This window comes from Streptomyces sp. NPDC056628 (assembly GCF_042792555.1).
Classification (GTDB): domain Bacteria; phylum Actinomycetota; class Actinomycetes; order Streptomycetales; family Streptomycetaceae; genus Streptomyces.
The window spans coordinates 106798-124009 of sequence record NZ_JBHTWG010000012.1 but is presented as its reverse complement, the minus strand read 5'-3'; the positions used below and the strand labels follow the sequence as shown (position 1 = coordinate 124009).

Annotated in this window: 17 protein-coding genes; 10 read left to right on the top strand and 7 right to left on the bottom strand. The window is 71.4% G+C overall.

The window, feature by feature from the left end; translation table 11 throughout:
- Positions 1 to 122 precede the first annotated feature (122 nt).
- The 4 genes from ACFRAC_RS17610 to ACFRAC_RS17595 form a co-directional block, all read right to left on the bottom strand.
- Entirely contained in the window at positions 123 to 1031 is a 909-nt protein-coding gene (locus ACFRAC_RS17610) for an amino acid ABC transporter permease (RefSeq protein WP_382924782.1), read from the bottom strand.
- Positions 1028 to 1702 carry an amino acid ABC transporter permease gene (locus tag ACFRAC_RS17605; RefSeq protein ID WP_382924781.1) on the bottom strand — a complete coding sequence of 225 codons (675 nt, stop codon included), beginning with the start codon at positions 1700 to 1702 and terminating at the stop codon, positions 1028 to 1030. The genes ACFRAC_RS17610 and ACFRAC_RS17605 overlap by 4 nt, the downstream gene beginning before the upstream one ends.
- Positions 1703 to 1798: 96 nt before the next feature.
- Positions 1799 to 2641, bottom strand: coding sequence for a glutamate ABC transporter substrate-binding protein (locus ACFRAC_RS17600; RefSeq protein WP_382924780.1), 843 nt, complete (start codon positions 2639 to 2641; stop codon positions 1799 to 1801).
- An 87-nt stretch (positions 2642 to 2728) separates the two neighbouring features.
- Positions 2729 to 3505 carry an amino acid ABC transporter ATP-binding protein gene (locus ACFRAC_RS17595; RefSeq protein ID WP_055622141.1) on the bottom strand — a complete coding sequence of 259 codons (777 nt, stop codon included), beginning with the start codon at positions 3503 to 3505 and terminating at the stop codon, positions 2729 to 2731.
- Positions 3506 to 3810: 305 nt separating this feature from the next.
- Here ACFRAC_RS17595 and ACFRAC_RS17590 point away from each other — a divergent pair, with 305 nt between their 5' ends.
- Positions 3811 to 4497, top strand: a complete 687-nt coding sequence (locus ACFRAC_RS17590) for a response regulator transcription factor (protein ID WP_055622140.1) — start codon at positions 3811 to 3813, stop codon at positions 4495 to 4497.
- Between the two features lie 9 nt (positions 4498 to 4506).
- On the top strand, positions 4507 to 5898 hold the full coding sequence (locus tag ACFRAC_RS17585) for a sensor histidine kinase (protein WP_382924779.1): 1392 nt from the start codon (positions 4507 to 4509) through the stop codon (positions 5896 to 5898).
- A gap of 27 nt (positions 5899 to 5925) precedes the next feature.
- Here the strand turns inward: ACFRAC_RS17585 and ACFRAC_RS17580 are convergent, their stop codons facing one another.
- On the bottom strand, positions 5926 to 6921 hold the full coding sequence (locus tag ACFRAC_RS17580; protein WP_382924778.1) for a TAXI family TRAP transporter solute-binding subunit: 996 nt from the start codon (positions 6919 to 6921) through the stop codon (positions 5926 to 5928).
- A gap of 93 nt (positions 6922 to 7014) precedes the next feature.
- Here ACFRAC_RS17580 and ACFRAC_RS17575 point away from each other — a divergent pair, with 93 nt between their 5' ends.
- Genes ACFRAC_RS17575 through ACFRAC_RS17565 form a run of 3 tightly spaced genes read left to right on the top strand, consistent with a single transcriptional unit; the run spans position 7015 to position 9767 of the window.
- Positions 7015 to 7491, top strand: a complete 477-nt coding sequence (locus ACFRAC_RS17575) for a MazG nucleotide pyrophosphohydrolase domain-containing protein (protein ID WP_382924777.1) — start codon at positions 7015 to 7017, stop codon at positions 7489 to 7491.
- On the top strand, positions 7478 to 8992 hold the full coding sequence (gene miaB / locus ACFRAC_RS17570) for a tRNA (N6-isopentenyl adenosine(37)-C2)-methylthiotransferase MiaB (RefSeq protein WP_382924776.1): 1515 nt from the start codon (positions 7478 to 7480) through the stop codon (positions 8990 to 8992). The genes ACFRAC_RS17575 and miaB overlap by 14 nt, the downstream gene beginning before the upstream one ends.
- A 58-nt stretch (positions 8993 to 9050) precedes the next feature.
- The gene (locus ACFRAC_RS17565) at positions 9051 to 9767 is read left to right on the top strand and encodes a class III extradiol dioxygenase subunit B-like domain-containing protein (protein ID WP_382924775.1); all 717 of its coding nucleotides are present in this window, start codon (positions 9051 to 9053) and stop codon (positions 9765 to 9767) included.
- A gap of 65 nt (positions 9768 to 9832) precedes the next feature.
- Here ACFRAC_RS17565 and ACFRAC_RS17560 read toward each other — a convergent pair whose 3' ends face one another.
- Together ACFRAC_RS17560 and ACFRAC_RS17555 are read right to left on the bottom strand one after the other, a co-directional pair.
- Positions 9833 to 10102 (bottom strand): antitoxin, encoded by a 270-nt coding sequence (locus ACFRAC_RS17560; RefSeq protein ID WP_382924774.1) that lies wholly within the window; start codon positions 10100 to 10102, stop codon positions 9833 to 9835.
- A 24-nt stretch (positions 10103 to 10126) separates the two neighbouring features.
- Positions 10127 to 10384, bottom strand: coding sequence for a hypothetical protein (locus ACFRAC_RS17555; protein ID WP_382924773.1), 258 nt, complete (start codon positions 10382 to 10384; stop codon positions 10127 to 10129).
- Between the two features lie 182 nt (positions 10385 to 10566).
- Between ACFRAC_RS17555 and miaA the strand changes: the two genes are divergently transcribed.
- The 5 genes from miaA (at position 10567) to ACFRAC_RS17530 (ending at position 17192) form a co-directional block, all read left to right on the top strand.
- Positions 10567 to 11505, top strand: a complete 939-nt coding sequence (miaA, locus tag ACFRAC_RS17550) for a tRNA (adenosine(37)-N6)-dimethylallyltransferase MiaA (RefSeq protein ID WP_382924772.1) — start codon at positions 10567 to 10569, stop codon at positions 11503 to 11505.
- A 108-nt stretch (positions 11506 to 11613) separates the two neighbouring features.
- Positions 11614 to 12123: a hypothetical protein gene (locus ACFRAC_RS17545; RefSeq protein WP_382924771.1), complete on the top strand. Its 510-nt coding sequence runs from the start codon at positions 11614 to 11616 to the stop codon at positions 12121 to 12123.
- 50 nt (positions 12124 to 12173) lie between these two features.
- Complete coding sequence (gene dapF, locus ACFRAC_RS17540) at positions 12174 to 13043, top strand: diaminopimelate epimerase (RefSeq protein WP_382924770.1); 870 nt, start codon at positions 12174 to 12176, stop codon at positions 13041 to 13043.
- A 298-nt stretch (positions 13044 to 13341) separates the two neighbouring features.
- Positions 13342 to 15525 (top strand): RelA/SpoT family protein, encoded by a 2184-nt coding sequence (locus ACFRAC_RS17535; RefSeq protein ID WP_382924769.1) that lies wholly within the window; start codon positions 13342 to 13344, stop codon positions 15523 to 15525.
- An 80-nt stretch (positions 15526 to 15605) separates the two neighbouring features.
- Positions 15606 to 17192: a M1 family metallopeptidase gene (locus tag ACFRAC_RS17530; protein ID WP_382924768.1), complete on the top strand. Its 1587-nt coding sequence runs from the start codon at positions 15606 to 15608 to the stop codon at positions 17190 to 17192.
- The last annotated feature ends 20 nt before the right edge of the window (positions 17193 to 17212 follow it).

The window sequence follows — 17212 nt, the reverse complement described above, 5'->3', positions numbered from 1 at the left end:
GGCTGTGGCGATCATGTCATCGCACCCCGGGCGGTTCGGGTGTGGCTCCGGGGTGCGGGAGAGCGGAGAGGGCAGTGGCGATCAAGCCACTGCCCTCCGTGCGCGTGCGATGTGACCGGAGGTCAGATGCTCCCGCCGGCACCGGTCCCGAAGGTGCCGCCCGTGGCGGCCGGGTTCAGCTCCTCCATGTCCTCGGCCCCGAGGACGGCACCCGTGCTGCGCTTGCTCCGCCGCAGCCGCTTCTCGAGCCAGCTCGCGAAGCTGGTGAGGGCGAAGTTCAGGACGATGAAGATGATCGCCACGACGACGAAGCTGGGGATGACGTTGGCGTAGAAGGCCGCCAGCGTCGCACGCGAGTTGAGCAGCTCGGTGAACCCGATCATCACGCCGCCCAGCGCGGTGTCCTTCACGATGACCACGAGCTGGCTGACGATGGCCGGGAGCATGGCGGTGACGGCCTGCGGCAGCAGGATGGTCCGCATCGTCTGGCCCGTGCGCAGGCCGATCGCCATGGCGGCCTCGGACTGCCCCTTGGGCAGGGAGAGGATGCCGGCCCGTACGACCTCGGCGAGGACGGAGGCGTTGTAGAGCACCAGGCCGGTGACGACCGCGTACAGAGGCCGCTGCTCACTGCTGACGTCCGTCCAGCGGTTGTAGAACTCGTTGGCGAACAGCATCAGCAGGAGGACCGGGATGGCCCGGAAGAACTCGACCACCCACGCGGCCGGAAGCCGCACCCACCGGTGGTCGGAGAGGCGTGCGATACCGAAGACCGCGCCCAGCGGAAGACCGATCACCATGGCCAGGGCCGCGGCCTTCAGCGTGTTGGCCAGGCCCGGCAGCAGATAGGTCGTCCATGCCGGCGACTCGGTGAACGGCTTCCAGAGGGACCACTCCAGCTGGCCCTTCTCATCCAGCGTGAGCCATATGAACCAAATGAGCAGTGCGAGCAGGGCGAAGAAGACCACCGAGACGACCACGTTGCGCCGCTTGGCGCGCGGGCCCGGAGCGTCATAGAGAACGGAGCTCATCGCTTCACCGCCAGTCGCTTGCTCAGCCACCCGAGGAACAGGCCGGTGGGCAGGGTCAGGACCACGAAACCGAAGGCGAAGACCGCACCGATGAGTACCGTCTCAGCCTCGTTCTCGATCATTGTCTTCATCAGGTAGGCGGCCTCGGCGACGCCGATCGCGGCCGCCACCGTGGTGTTCTTGGTCAGGGCGATCAACACGTTGGCCAGCGGGCCGATGACCGAGCGGAGGGCCTGCGGCAGGATGATGAGCCGAAGGGTCTGCGTGAACGTGAGCCCGATGGCGCGAGCCGCCTCGGCCTGGCCCATCGGCACGGTGTTGATGCCGGAACGGATCGCCTCGCAGACGAAGGCGGCGGTGTACGCGACGAAACCGAGGATCGCCAGGCGGAATCCCCGGACGCCGAAGTCGGAGGCGCCCATCGTCACACCGAAGATGTCGGCGAGACCGAGCGAGGTGAAGATGATGATGACCGTCAGGGGGATGTTCCGGACGATGTTCACATAGGCCGTGCCGAACCCGCGCATGAGCGGGACCGGACTGACCCGCATCGCGGCCAGGAAAGTGCCCAGGATCATCGAACCGATGGCGGAGAAGAAGGTGAGCTTCACCGTCATCCAGAAGGCACCCAACAGGGTCGGGTCGTTGTAGTCAGAAAGAAAGTCGAACACGATCTCCCGCGCTTCCGGGTGGGTGGCGTGTGGGGATAGCGCGGCGCGCCGCCGCCCTGATCGCGGTGGACGGCGGCGCGCCGGTGGACCCTTGCGCTACTTGACGATGGTGCCGATCTTCGGCGCGGGCTCGTTCTTGTAGTTGGCCGGACCGAAGTTGTCCTTGACGGCCTTCTCCCAGGCGCCGTCCTTGACCATCTTCTCCAGGGCGGCGTTGACCTTGTTCACGGTCTCGGTGTCACCCTTCTTCACACCGATGCCGTAGTTCTCGTTGCTCAGCTTGAGGCCGGCGAGCTTGAACTTGCCCTTGTACTGCTGCTGCGCGGCGTAGCCGGCGAGGATCGAGTCGTCCGTGGTCAGAGCGTCCACGGAGCCGCTCTGCAGACCGGCGAGGCACTCGGAGTAGCCGCCGGTCTCCTTGAGGTTGGCCTTGGGCGCGAAGTCGTTCTTGACGTTCTGGGCCGAGGTGGAGCCGGTCACCGAGCACAGGTCCTTGCCGTTGAGGTCGGTGGCCTCGGTGATGTCGGAGTCCGTCTTGACGAGCAGGTCCTGGTGGGCCAGCAGGTACGGGCCGGCGAAGTCGACCTTCGCCTTGCGCTCGTCGGTGATCGAGTAGGTGGCCGCGATGAGCTTCACGTCGCCGCGGGCGAGCGCGTTCTCGCGGTCGGCGCTCTTCGTCTCGACGAACTCGATCTGGTCGGGCTTGTAGCCGAGCTCCTTGGCCACGTACGTAGCCACGTCCACGTCGAAACCGGAGAAGGAACCGTCGGGCTCCTTCAGACCCAGACCCGGCTGGTCGTACTTGATACCGATCTTGATCTTCTTGCCCCCACCGGAGCCCGACCCGCCCTCGCTGTCCCCGTCGCCGCCGCAAGCGGTGGCGGTGAGGGTGAGGACGAGTGCCGTGGCGGCCGCGGCGGAGACCTTGCGGAGCTTCATGTGAACATCCTTTGTGTGATGAAAAGACACGTGCCCTGAAGACGGGCCGGCGGGTGACGCGGGGCGTCGGCTGCGGGGCGCAGTCCGTCAGTGGTGCAGGATCTTGGACAGGAAGTCCTTCGCGCGGTCGCTGCGCGGGGCGCTGAAGAACTGGTCGGGCACGGCCTCCTCGACGATCTTGCCGTCGGCCATGAAGACCACCCGGTTGGCCGCCGAACGCGCGAAGCCCATCTCGTGGGTGACCACGATCATGGTCATGCCGTCGCGGGCCAGCTGCTGCATGACCTCCAGGACCTCGTTGATCATCTCCGGGTCGAGCGCCGACGTGGGCTCGTCGAAGAGCATGACCTTGGGGTCCATGGCCAGGGCCCGGGCGATGGCGACCCGCTGCTGCTGACCGCCGGAGAGCTGCGCGGGGTACTTGTCCGCCTGGGTTCCCACGCCCACGCGGTCCAGCAGCTGCCGGGCCTTCTCCTCGGCCTTCTTCTTGTCCGCCTTGCGGACCTTGATCTGCCCCAGCATCACGTTCTCGAGCACGGTCTTGTGCGCGAAGAGGTTGAAGCTCTGGAAGACCATGCCGACGTCGGCACGCAGCCGGGCCAGCTCCTTGCCCTCCTGGGGCAGCGGCTTGCCGTCGATGGTGATCGAGCCGGAGTCGATCGTCTCGAGGCGGTTGATGGTGCGGCACAGGGTGGACTTGCCGGACCCGGAGGGCCCGATGACGACGACGACCTCGCCACGGGCGATCGTCAGATCGATGTCCTGGAGCACGTGCAACGCGCCGAAGTGCTTGTTCACATCTTTCAGGACCACAAGGTCGCCGGACGCGGCCACGTCGTCCTTGGCCACCGATACTTCGGTCATCGCTCTCAGGCTCCGTCCTCCTCGGTTTCGGAGGACAGTAGTGACCGTTCCCGACCTGCGTCATTACTTCTGAGGTGAATCTGAGCATCACGATCCGATAGCGATCGGACACGTGTCGTAGTACCGGCGAACGTGTGCGTACCGGCTGCATAACGGAAACAGCGAGCAACCGGAACCCTCTTGACGGCGTCCTCGTCCATCAGCGTGACTGCCATGTGCACGCGCGCGTGCACAACCGCACCGCGGGTCCGCCCCCCAGTCGTATCTGTCCGAACCGTACGCCCGGTGAACCGAAGGAGGCACGGATGAGACTGCTTCTCGTCGAGGACGACAACCACGTCGCCGCCGCGCTGTCCGCGGTCCTCGCCCGGCACGGTTTCGACGTCACGCACGCCCGCAGCGGCGAGGAGGCCCTTCAGGCGTTGGTCCCGGAGGGCAACGGCTTCGGCGTCGTCCTGCTCGACCTCGGCCTGCCCGACCAGGACGGCTACGAGGTCTGCGGCAAGATCCGCAAACGCACCAGCACCCCGGTGATCATGGTGACGGCCCGTTCCGACGTCCGCTCCCGCATCCACGGGCTGAACCTCGGCGCCGACGACTACGTGGTGAAGCCGTACGACACCGGGGAACTGCTCGCCCGGATCCACGCCGTCAGCCGGCGCAGCGTTCCGGAGGACGCCGCGACGGGCGGCGAGGGCGTGCTGCGCCTGGGCGCCGTGCACATAGAGCTGCCCACCCGCCAGGTCAGCGTGGACGGCTCGGTCGTCCAGCTCACGCGCAAGGAGTTCGACCTGCTCGCCCTGCTCGCGCAGCGCCCCGGCGTGGTCTTCCGCCGCGAGCAGATCATCAGCGAGGTCTGGAGGACGAGCTGGGAGGGGACCGGGCGCACCCTCGAGGTGCACGTGGCGTCCCTGCGGGCCAAGCTGCGGATGCCGGCGCTGATCGAGACCGTGCGCGGGGTCGGGTACCGGCTCGTGGCCCCGGCGGCGTAGCGGGCCAGGGTGCGTACTCGGCTTCTCCCGCTGCTCATCGTCCTGATGGCGGCCGTGCTGCTCGCGCTCGGCGTGCCGCTCGCGGTGAGCCTGGCCGCCGCCCAGCAGCAGAAGGTCGTCGTCGACAGGATCGACGACACGGCGTACTTCGCGGCCATCGCGCGCCCCGCCACCGACAGCGCCACCGGTTCCCGCGACGTCCTGCGCGTCCTCAGCCGGGAACTGGAGAACTACTACGAGGTCTACGGCGTCCGCGCCGGTGTCTTCCTGCCCAACGACACCCCGCTGGCCAGCGGCCCGGCCACCTGGTTCCTGCCCGGGACCGGCGAGGTGCGCGACGCCTTCGAGGAGTCCCTGCTGAGCCGGCGCAGCCACGACCCGGAGCAGGTCTGGCCCTGGCAGCGCGGCCGGCTCGTCGTCGCCTCGCCGGTGATCCGGGACGGTGACGTCGTCGCCGTCGTGGTCACCGACTCGCCCACCGGGCCGATGCGGTCCCGGACCCTGCACGGCTGGCTGATCATCGGCGCCGGTCTGACCGCGGCGATGCTGGTGGCCGTCTCGGCCGCGCTCCGGCTGACCGGCTGGGTGCTCAGACCGGTGCGGGTCCTGGACGTGACCACGCACGAGATAGCGAGCGGACGCCTGAAGTCCAGGGTCGCGGTGGCCAGCGGCCCGCCGGAACTGCGGCGGCTGGCCCGGTCGTTCAACGAGATGGCCGACAACGTCGAGGACGTCCTGGAACAGCAGCGCGCGTTCGTCGCCGACGCCTCCCACCAACTGCGCAACCCGCTCGCCGCGCTGCTGCTGCGCATCGAACTGCTCGCCTTCGAACTGCCTGAGGGCAACGCGGAGATCGCCTCGGTCCAGGCCGAGGGCCGGCGTCTGGCGCAGGTCCTTGACGACCTGCTCGACCTGGCCCTGGCCGAGCACACCGAGGCCGACGTCCGGCTGACCGACATCGGCGCGCTGACCGCCGAGCGCGTCGCGGCCTGGGCGCCGACCGCCGAGGTGAAGGGCGTACGGCTGCGGGGGACCTGCCCGGCCACGACCGCCTGGGCCGACCCGGTGGCCCTGTCCAGCGCGCTGGACGCCGTGATCGACAACGCGGTGAAGTTCACACCGCGGGGCGAGAAGGTCGAGGTGACCGTCGCGTCCGACGGCGACACGTCGACGATCGAGGTGGCCGACCGCGGACCCGGCCTCACCGACGAGGAGCTCGCCCGCGTCGGCGACCGCTTCTGGCGCAGCGGACGCCACCAGAACGTCAAGGGCTCGGGCCTCGGCCTGTCGATCTCGCGGGCCCTGCTCGCGGCGGGCGGCGGCACGATCGCGTACGCCCACCACGAGCCGCACGGCCTGCGGGTGACGGTGACGCTGCCGAGGACCGGCCCGGCCGCGTAGCGACGCGGGCGCACGCCACGGGACGCGCTACGGCTTGACCGACCGGTAGTACCGCCGCGCGCCCTCATGGAGGCCCAGCGGGTCCGTGTAGATCGCCGTGCGCAGGTCCACGAGCTGCGCGGAGTGCACATGCGCGCCGATGCCGTCCCGGCTCTTTATCACCGTCCGGGTCAGCCACTCGGTGAGCCGGGGGTCCATGTCCTCGCGGGTGATCAGCAGGTTGGAGACGGCGATGGTCGGCACCGTGCTGCCGTTCTGGACGGTGGGGTAGGCCGACTCCGGCATGTTCGTCGCCCGGTAGAAGTGGGCCGCGTCGCCCTGGGCGTGCACCTTGGCGACCAGGGCGGCGTCGATGGGCACGAAACGGAACGAGGACGTCTCCGCGATCTTCGCCAGGCCGTCCGTGGGCACCCCGCTCGACCAGAAGAACGCGTCGAGCTCGTACCCGAGCCGCTCGGGGCCGGTGTCGATGCCGTCCGAGCGGGGCGTGATGTCCTTCGCCGGGTCGATGCCCGCCGCCTCCAGCACCCGGGTGGCGATCAGCCGGACCCCGGAGTCCGGCAGCCCTATGGCCACCCGCTTGCCCTTGAGGTCGGCGACGGAGCGGATGTCCGAGTCCGGCGGCACGACGAGCTGGACGTAGTCGTCGTAGAGGCGGGCCACCCCGCGCAGCCGGTCCATGACGGGCCTGCCGCCGATCCGGAGCGTGTCCACGGCGTCGGCGGCGGCGATCGTGAAGTCGGCCTCGCCGGTCGCCACCCGCTGCACGTTCTCCTGCGACCCGTCGCTCGTCAGCAGCCGCACCTTCAGCTGGGGCATGTCCTTGGCCAGCTCCTCGCGCAGCAGCTCGCCGTACTCCTGGTACACACCCGCGCGCGTGCCCGTGCTGAACGTGATCGTCCCGCTCGGCGGGTCCTCGCCCAGGGGCAGCACCCACCACAGCAGCAGCCCGAGGGCCACGACGCCGGCGGCCGCGCCCTGGAGGGCCCGGCGCCTGCTGATGCGGGTGAGTGCTGAGGACATGTCCGCGATCCTGCCAGCCGGTGCACCCGCTGACCAGGGCCGGGTCCCAGGCGGAGCCCGGATCGTGGCCGGCCGCTCGCTACAGTCGGCCGCATGAGTCCCTCTCCCGCCGACCTGGTCCGCGCGTTCCACCTGGCCTTCGGGCTCGACGCCCGCACCACCCCGACGGAGGTGGCGCCGGAGCTCGCCGCCCACCGGGGAGAGCTGCTCGCCGAGGAGGCCGCGGAGGTCGCCGAGGTCTCGGTCACCGGCCCCCTCGACCGGCTCGCGCACGAACTGGCGGACGTCGTGTACGTGGCCTACGGCACCGCCCTCGTGCACGGCATCGACCTGGACGCCGTCCTGGCCGAGATCCACCGCTCGAACATGACCAAGCTCGGTCCGGACGGCCAGGTCGCCCGCCGGGCCGACGGCAAGGTCCTCAAGGGCGACCACTACGAGGCGCCGGACGTGGGTGCCGTGCTGCGCCGCCAGGGATGGACGCCCGGCCCCCCTGGGGACACCGCACCTGGGGACAGCGGGAAGGGGGCTCCGCACGACCGCATACCCTTGTCCCATGAGCAGCAGTGACCGGAGCCAGGCAGTGGGCGTCAGGACGTATGAGGTACGCACCTACGGGTGCCAGATGAACGTCCATGATTCCGAGCGATTGTCCGGTCTGCTGGAGGACGCCGGGTACGTCCGCGCGCCCGAGGGGTCCGACGGCGACGCCGACGTCGTCGTCTTCAACACCTGCGCGGTCCGCGAGAACGCCGACAACAAGCTGTACGGCAACCTCGGTCACCTCGCCCCGAAGAAGGCGAGCCGGCCCGGCATGCAGATCGCCGTCGGCGGCTGCCTCGCCCAGAAGGACCGCGACACCATCATCGAGCGGGCCCCCTGGGTCGACGTGGTCTTCGGCACGCACAACATCGGCAAGCTGCCCGTCCTGCTGGAGCGCGCGCGTGTGCAGGAGGAGGCGCAGGTCGAGATCGCCGAGTCGCTGGAGGAGTTCCCCTCCACGCTGCCCACCCGGCGCGAGAGCGCCTACGCGGCCTGGGTGTCGATCTCCGTCGGCTGCAACAACACCTGCACCTTCTGCATCGTCCCGGCCCTGCGCGGCAAGGAGAAGGACCGCCGCCCCGGCGACGTCCTCGCCGAGGTCGAGGCGCTGGTCGCCGAGGGCGTCAGCGAGATCACGCTGCTCGGGCAGAACGTCAACGCGTACGGCTCGGACATCGGCGACCGCGAGGCGTTCAGCAAGCTGCTGCGGGCCTGCGGGAAGATCGAGGGCCTGGAGCGCGTCCGCTTCACCTCGCCGCACCCCCGCGACTTCACCGACGACGTGATCGCCGCCATGGCCGAGACGCCGAACGTGATGCCGCAGCTGCACATGCCGCTCCAGTCCGGCTCGGACACCGTCCTGAAGGCGATGCGCCGCTCCTACCGCCAGGAGCGCTACCTCGGGATCATCGAGAAGGTCCGCGCCGCCATCCCGCACGCCGCCATCACCACGGACATCATCGTGGGCTTCCCCGGGGAGACCGAGGAGGACTTCGAGCAGACGCTGCACGTGGTGCGCGAGGCGCGCTTCGCGCAGGCGTTCACATTCCAGTACTCCAAGCGGCCCGGCACCCCGGCGGCCACGATGGACGGCCAGATCCCGAAGAAGGTCGTCCAGGAGCGCTACGAGCGGCTGGTCGCCCTCCAGGAGGAGATCTCCTGGGAGGAGAACAAGAAGCAGGTCGGCCGCACCCTGGAGCTGATGGTCGCCGAGGGCGAGGGCCGCAAGGACGACGCCAGGCACCGCCTGTCCGGCCGCGCCCCCGACAACCGTCTCGTGCACTTCACCAAGCCCGACCAGGAGGTCCGCCCCGGTGACGTGGTGACCGTCGAGATCACCTACGCCGCCCCGCACCACCTCCTCGCCGAGGGCCCCGTCCTCGGCGTGCGTCGCACGCGCGCGGGCGACGCCTGGGAGAAGCGCAACGCCGCCGCGCAGGCCGAGCCGGCCGGTGTGCTGCTGGGCCTGCCCAAGGTGGGCGTGCCCGAGCCGCTGCCGGTGGTCACCGGGGGCTGCGCGATCGACTGACGGCAGCCCGCGGAAGCCGTCCCCGGCCGCCGTGCGGCACCGCAGTAGGCTGCCGATCATGCTTGTCGCCGCCGCAGTCTGCCCGTGCCCGCCCCTCCTCGTGCCCGAGGTCGCGGAGGGCGCCGCTCCCGAGCTGGACGCCGCGCGCGCCGCGTGTGCCGACGCGCTCGGGGTGCTCGCGGCCGCCCGGCCCGATCTGCTGCTGGTCGTCGGACCCGCCGAGGCGAGCGGCATCGGGACCCACCCCGAGGGCACGCCGGGCTCCTTCCGGGGCTTCGGTGTGGACGTCGGCGTACGCCTGGGCACGGCTGCCGCCGCGGCGGAGCCGGGGCGCGTGCTGCTGCCGTCCCTCGCCGTGGCCGCCTGGTTGCTGGAGCGCGCCGGCTGGTCGGACGCCCCGATCGAGGGACTCGGCGTGGGGGAACCGACGACCGCCGAGCGGTGTATCCACATGGGGAGGGAGATCGCCGCCCGGGCCGGCCGGGTGGCGCTGCTGGTGATGGGCGACGCCAGCGCCTGCCGCACGCTGAAGGCGCCCGGCTACCTGGACGAGCGGGCCGCGCCCTTCGACGCGTCCGTCGCGCGTGCGCTGGGGGCGGCGGACGTGTCAGCCCTCAAGGAGCTCGACATCGCGCTGGCCCAGGAGCTGCAGACGTCGGGCCGGGCCCCGTGGCAGATCCTGGCGGGAGCCGCCGAGGGGGCGGGCTTGGCGGGCGCCCTGCTGTACGAGGACGCCCCGTACGGCGTGGGCTACCTGGTCGCCACCTGGTCGTAGGCCCGGCCGGGAACGGGGAACGGCCGCGCGCCCGGGGGCTGCGCGGCCGTTCGTGAAGGTGCCGGTCAGGTGGTCGGCGGCGGTGCGCCCGGCGGCGGCGTGCCACCGCCCGTCGCCGGGTCGTCGCCCTTGTGGGCGAGGCGGCCCATGGCTCCGTGCGCCTTGCCCGTCCCCGAGTGGATCTTGTCGCTGTACTTGCCCTTGGTCCGCTCGTCGACGGCCTTGGCGGCCTTGTCGAGGCCGTGGTGCACCTTGTCCTCGTGCCGCTGCGCGAAGTCGGAGACCTTGTCCTTGGCCGGGGCGATCCTGGCTTTCAGATTGTCCATCAGACCCATGCTTCACCTTCCCGCGAAGGGCGGTTACCTGCGGGCGCCCTCACCGGCGTCGCTGTCGGCGGCCTCGTCGGCGGACTGCTGCTTGGGGATCTCGACGCCGTCGTCGGCGCCGGTCCCCTCGCTGTCGGCGGCCGCCGCGGGGGCCGTCTCCTCCGCCTCGGCGCCCGACGGGCCCGAGGGCTCCGCCGCCGGCTCGGCCGCCCCCGTGCCCGCCTCGGGCTCGGAGGACGACGCCTCCTCCGAGACCTTCGACCTGCCAAAAATCCGTGCGAAAACGCCCATATCCACTCCATACGGTACTCGTGCGGGCGAAATCCCGCGTCGTCCGGTGCGTCCGTTTGCGCCCCCGGGTGGCCGCCCCCACCGAAACGGCGGCGAAAACCTCGCAACAGGCAACGACCCCGCACACGCGCCGTCACGTAACTCGTTCGAGACCACCCCCGGAGGTTTGCGAGACTGGGGCGGTGAGCAGCACACCCCCCTCCCCGCGCGTCCTCGCCGTCGTCGGACCCACCGCGGCCGGAAAGTCCGATCTGGGCGTCTTCCTGGCGCAGCGACTCGGCGGTGAAGTCGTCAACGCCGACTCCATGCAGCTCTACCGGGGGATGGACATCGGCACCGCCAAGCTGACGCCCGAGGAGCGCCAAGAGGTCCCGCACCACCTGCTGGACATCTGGGACGTCACGGTCACCGCCTCGGTCGCCGAGTACCAGCGCCTCGCTCGCGCGCGCATCGACGCCCTGCTCGCCGAGGGGCGCTGGCCCGTCCTGGTCGGCGGATCGGGACTGTACGTCCGGGGCGCCGTGGACAACCTCGAGTTCCCCGGCACCGACCCCGAGGTCCGGGCCCGGCTGGAGGAGGAGCTGGCCCTGCGCGGCTCCGGAGCGCTGCACGCCCGCCTGGCCGCCACCGACCCCGACGCCGCCCAGGCGATCCTGCCCGGCAACGGCCGCCGTATCGTGCGGGCCCTGGAGGTCATCGAGATCACCGGCCGGCCCTTCACCGCCAACCTCCCCGGCCACGACTCGGTGTACGACACCGTCCAGATCGGCGTCGACGTCGCCCGCCCCGAGCTCGACGAGCGCATCGCCCGCCGCGTCGACCGGATGTGGGACGCCGGGCTCGTCGACGAGGTGCGCGCACTGGAGGCGGAAGGGTTGCGCGAGGGGCGTACGGCCTCGCGCGCGCTCGGCTACCAGCAGGTGCTCGCGGCGCTCGCCGGAGAATGCACCCTCGACGAGGCCCGCGCGGAGACCGTCCGTGCCACCAAACGCTTCGCGCGCCGTCAGGATTCGTGGTTCAGACGCGACCCGCGGGTGCACTGGCTCAGTGGGGCTGCGGCAGATGTCACAGAACTTCCGCAGCTGGCCCTGGCGTTGGTCGAACGACCGGTTACAGCCTGATCACGTGATGGCATCGGGACGCTCCGGTCGTCATCCGGGCCTGCGTCACCGTGCCATCATCGAGCTTCGATCGACCAAGTGGAGTCCGAGTTGGGAGGGCGCGTGGCGATGGAGGCCGGCCCTCGCGACACCGCACACGGCACGGGGAACCGCACCACCGGCACCGGTGAGCGGGAGCCCGGCAGCGAGCGGCTGAACCCGGACGGACCCGATGACACCGACGTCGACGGCGGTGTGACCGACGACGGTCCCACGCCGGAGGAGATGTACACCGGCGGCCCCGAGGTCGAGGTCGAGCTCCGCCCGCAGCGCAGGCTTCGGCTGTGGCAGCTCGCGCCCATCGTGGGCCTGGCCGCGATCGGCTCCCTGATGTTCGCCTTCCCCCTCGCCTTCGACTTCGGCGACAGTGGCGCCGTGATCGCCATGCTGGGGCTGCTGATCTGCCTCTGCGCGGCCGGCTGGGGCATGATGGCCGCCCGCCGCGTGGGCTACACCTGGCCCGGCCTGCCCCAGCGCGGCTCCGGCCGCAGACCGGACTGGCGCGTCGCCGGGGCGTACTGCCTGCTGGTCGCGGCGATCGTCGCGCTGGCCGTGTGGCGCGTGGCACGCCTGCGCTGAGCCTGGCCGCCGCCGTACGGGATGTCGGACCAGCACCGTACGATCGAGGAATGAGCACGCGGATCGCCTTCCTCAAGGGTCACGGCACCGAGAACGACTTCGTGATCGTCCCCGACCCGGAGAACGTCATCGAGCTGCCCCCGGCCGCCGTCGCCGCCCTGTGCGACCGCCGCGCGGGCATCGGCGGCGACGGCCTGCTGCACGTCGTGCGGTCCGCGGCGCACCCCGAGGCCCGGCACCTGGCGGCCGAGGCCGAGTGGTTCATGGACTACCGCAACGCCGACGGCTCGGTCGCGGAGATGTGCGGGAACGGCGTCCGGGTCTTCGCCCGCTACCTCCAGCGTGCCGGCCACACCGGCGAGGGCGACCTCGCGGTGGCCACCCGCGGCGGCGTGAAGACCGTGCACATCGACAAGAACGGCGGCATCACCGTCGGCATGGGCCGGGCCCGCCTCCCCGAGGGCGAGGTCACGGTCGGTGTCGGCGATCACAGCTGGCCCGCCCGGAACGTGAACATGGGCAACCCGCACGCCGTGGCCTTCGTCGACGACCTCGCCGACGCCGGGACGTTGACCGAGGCGCCGCCCTTCAGCCCGGCCTCCGCCTACCCCGACGGCGTCAACGTCGAGTTCGTCGTGGACCGCGGCCCCCGGCACGTGGCGATGCGCGTCCACGAGCGGGGCTCCGGCGAGACCCATTCCTGCGGCACCGGCGCCTGCGCGGTCGCCGTGGCCACCGCCCGCCGCGACGGCGCAGACCCGGCCGTCACCGGCGCCCCGGCGACGTACACCGTCGACGTCCCCGGCGGCACCCTGATCATCACCGAGCGGCCGGACGGCGAGATCGAGATGACCGGCCCCGCGGTGATCGTGGCCGAGGGCGAGCTCGACGCGGAATGGCTTGAATCGTTCGGCCGCTGAGGGGTACCCGTCCCTCCGGTGTCCGGGCCGGGCGGTCTTCGCCCCCGCCGTTCCCGGGAATGCGCCGTCCCGGTGCGTTCGACGGCGGGAACCGGTCCCGGCCGGATGGCGCAAACCGTAAACCCGCAAAGCCTCGCTCGAATGGGTGATCCGTTTCACGCTCGGGCGGAGGCGGTCGGAAGCACGTGATGGGCTCGGTAGCATCAAGCACCGGCCCGGACGGGGAGAAGTCGCCATCCCCTGTGCCGAGTCCGTCATGGGGAACCCCGTCCGCCGGTCCACGCAGCCGGAGGTGCCCATGAGTGCGGAGGCCACGAATTCCGCGACGCCAGGCCCGGTATCGGGCGCCGTGACGCCTGCCGTGCCCCGCAGGAAGTCCCGCGCCCGCATCGACCTGCGCCGCCTCGGCCGGGCCGCGCTGCTCGGCCCCACCGCGCGCGGCCGGCTGCCCGACGCCATCGGCCACGTCGTGGACGCGCACCGGGCCCACCACCCCGACGCCGACCTCGACACGCTGCGCCGCGCCTATGTGCTGGCCGAGTCGTCGCACCGCGGCCAGATGCGCAAGAGCGGTGAGCCGTACATCACCCACCCGCTCGCCGTGACCCTCATCCTCGCCGAACTCGGCGCCGAGACCACGACATTGACCGCGTCCCTGCTCCACGACACCGTCGAGGACACCGACGTGACCCTCGACCAGGTCGGCGAGCAGTTCGGCGAGGAGGTCCGCTTCCTCGTCGACGGCGTCACCAAACTGGAGAAGGTCGACTACGGCGCCGCCGCCGAACCCGAGACCTTCCGCAAGATGCTCGTCGCCACCGGCAACGACGTGCGCGTGATGTCGATCAAACTCGCCGACCGGCTGCACAACATGCGCACCCTCGGCGTGATGCGCCCCGAGAAACAGGCCCGGATCGCCAAGGTGACCCGCGACGTCCTCATCCCGCTCGCCGAGCGGCTCGGCGTCCAGGCGCTCAAGACCGAGCTGGAGGACCTGGTCTTCGCGATCCTGCATCCCGAGGAGTACAAGCACACCCGGGAGCTGATCGCCGAGAACGCGGCCCGTGCCGACGACCCGCTCACCGAGATGGCCGACGAGATGCGCACGGTCCTGCGCGAGGCCGGGATCCAGGCCGAAGTCCTCATAAGGCCCCGGCACTTCGTCTCCGTGCACCGCGTCTCCCGCAAACGCGGCCGGCTGCGCGGCACCGACTTCGGTCGGCTGCTGGTCCTGGTGAACGAGGACGCGGACTGCTACGGCGTCCTCGGCGAACTGCACACCTGTATGACCCCGGTGGTCTCGGAGTTCAAGGACTTCATCGCCGTCCCCAAGTTCAACCTGTACCAGTCGCTGCACACCGCCGTGGCCCGCGCGGACGGACAGGTCGCCGAGGTCCTCATCCGCACCCACCAGATGCACAAGGTCGCCGAGGCGGGAGTGGTCGCGCTCGGCAACCCCTACGCCGGTCCCGCGGAGGAGCAGACCGCCGCCGGCGACGGCGAGCGCGCCGACCCCACCCGCCCCGGGTGGCTCTCCCGCCTCCTGGACTGGCAGGAGGCCGCACCCGACCCCGACACGTTCTGGTCGACCCTGCGCGAGGACCTCGCCCAGGACCGCGAGATCACCGTCTTCCGGCCCGACGGCGGCACCCTGGGCCTGCCCGAGGGCGCCACCTGCGTGGACGCCGCCTACGCCCAGTACGGCGAGGACGCGCACGCGTGCATCGGCGCCCGCGTCAACGGCCGGCTGGCCACCCTCAGCACCGTCCTGCGCGACGGCGACAGCGTGCAGCTCCTCATGGGACAGGACCCCGCCTCCGAGCCGTCCCGCGAGTGGCTGGAGCACGCCCACACGCCGGGCGCCCGTATCGCCATCCAGCGGTGGCTCGCCTCCCATCCCGCACCGGGCGAGTCCGGTACCGGGGAAGGCGGGCAGGGGGCGCCCTTCCGGCAGCCCGCCGAAGGAGCCGGGAGCCAGGCGGGTCCGGCGTTCCGGCCCGGCGCCGAGGGACCGGGCGGCCGTTCCACCGCCGCCGGTGTCCTGGCCGACCGGCCCGGCGCCGCCGTACGCCTCGCCGGGTGCTGTACGCCCGTACCGCCCGACGAGATCGCCGGGTTCGCCGTGCGCGGGGGAGCGGTCACCGTCCACCGCGCCGGGTGTTCCGCCGTGGCGCGGATGCGGGGCGCCGGTCGCGCGGACGTCGGCGTGCGCTGGGGGGACACCGCGGAGTGCCGGGTCACCCTGGTCGCCGAATCGTTCGTCCGTCCGCATCTGCTGGCGGACCTCACCGAGGCGATGGCGCAGGCAGGCGCGGAGATCGTCTCGGCGACCGTGGAGCCTCCGACCCAGCAGGGCGTCCGCCACACCTACACCGTCGAGCTTCCGGACGCCGGCCGGCTCCCCGGCCTGATGCGCGCCATGCGCGACGTCGCCGGCGTCTACGACGTCAGCCGGGCGCACGCCCAGGCCCAGCGGGCCTGAGGAGAGAACGGGCCACCCGTTCGGGTGGGGCGGTCGCGCGCCGTCCACGTCCCGTCGCCGAGCGCTGATAGCCGTGGTCCATGCTGCTCTCCCCCCGCAGCGAGGCTCAGCGACCGGCCCCTGGCGCTCCTCGCCCCCGATCCGGACCCCGTCGGCGCCTGAAGGTGCCCGCCCTGCTCATCCCCGTCGTCTCCCTCTGCCTGCTCGCCGCGAGCGCCCCCGCCACCCCGCTCGGCGTCGGCGACCGGCTCTACCCCCACCTGGGCAACCCCGGCTACGACGTGGCGTCGTACGACCTCTCCTTCACCTACTCCGGCGCCAACGACAAGCCCCTCAAGGCCGTCACCACCATCGACGCCTGGACGACCGCCGACCTCGAGCGGGTCAACCTGGACTTCGCGCACGGCAAGGTCGACTCGGTCGTCGTCGACGGCGAGCCCGCGACCTTCAGGAGCGCGGGCGAGGACCTCGTCGTCACCCCCGCCGAGGAGGTGCCCGAGGGCAGCTGGATGCGCATCACCGTCCGGCACAGCAGCGACCCCGTGTACGGGCGGAAGCGCGAGGGCGGCTGGGTGCGCACCGCCGACGGCCTCGCCATGGCCAACCAGGCCGACGCCGCGCACGTCGTCTTCCCGTGCAACGACCACCCCTCCGACAAGGCGATGTTCACCGTCCGGGTCACCGCGCCCACCGGTTACACCGCCGTGGCCAACGGCCTGCGGACCGACGTGGACCGGGCGGGGAAGTCGACCACCTGGACGTACCGCACCCGGCACCCCATGGCCACCGAGCTCGCCCAGGTGTCCATCGGCCGCTCCAAGGTCCTGCACCGCAGCGGCCCGCACGGTCTGCCCGTGCGGGACGTCGTGCCCGCCAAGGACGCGAAGCTGCTCGAACCCTGGCTGAAGAAGACACCCGGCCAGATCGCCTGGCTGGAGGGCAAGGTCGGCCGCTACCCGTTCGAGACGTACGGGCTGCTCATGGCGCACGCCAGCACCGGTTTCGAGCTGGAGACACAGACGCTGTCCCTCTTCGAACGGGACCTGTTCACCCAGCCCGCCTTCCCCGAGTGGTACGTCGAGTCGATCATGGTGCACGAGCTGGCGCACCAGTGGTTCGGCGACAGCGTCAGCCCGCGCACCTGGTCCGACCTGTGGCTCAGCGAGGGCCACGCCACCTGGTACGAGGCCCTGTACGCGGCCGAGAAGGCGAACCGCTCCCTGGAGGCGCGGATGAAGGCCGCCTACGCGGCCTCCGACCGCTGGCGCGCGGCGGGCGGACCACCCGCGGCCCCGAAGGCACCCGACCCGGGCAAGAAGATCAGCATCTTCCGCCCCAACGTGTACGGCGGCGCGGCCCTCGTCCTCTTCGCCCTGCGCGAGGAGATCGGCGCCTCCGCGTTCGACCGGCTGGAGCGCGCCTGGGTGAGCCGCAACCGGGACGGTTCCGCCTCGACCGCGGACTTCGTCGCCCTCGCCGAAGACGTCTCCGGACGGCATCTGAAGGGCTTCCTGCAGGCCTGGCTGTACGGCGAGAAGACGCCGCCGATGCCCGGCCGGCCCGACTGGAAGGCCGCCGACCCCGCCAAGCCGGAGGCCAAGGACAAGTGGGCCGCCGACCAGCGGCCGGGCGCCCACGCGAAGGCCGGGAGATCGGCCGTGCGATAAGCCGGTGACGAGACGGCCCG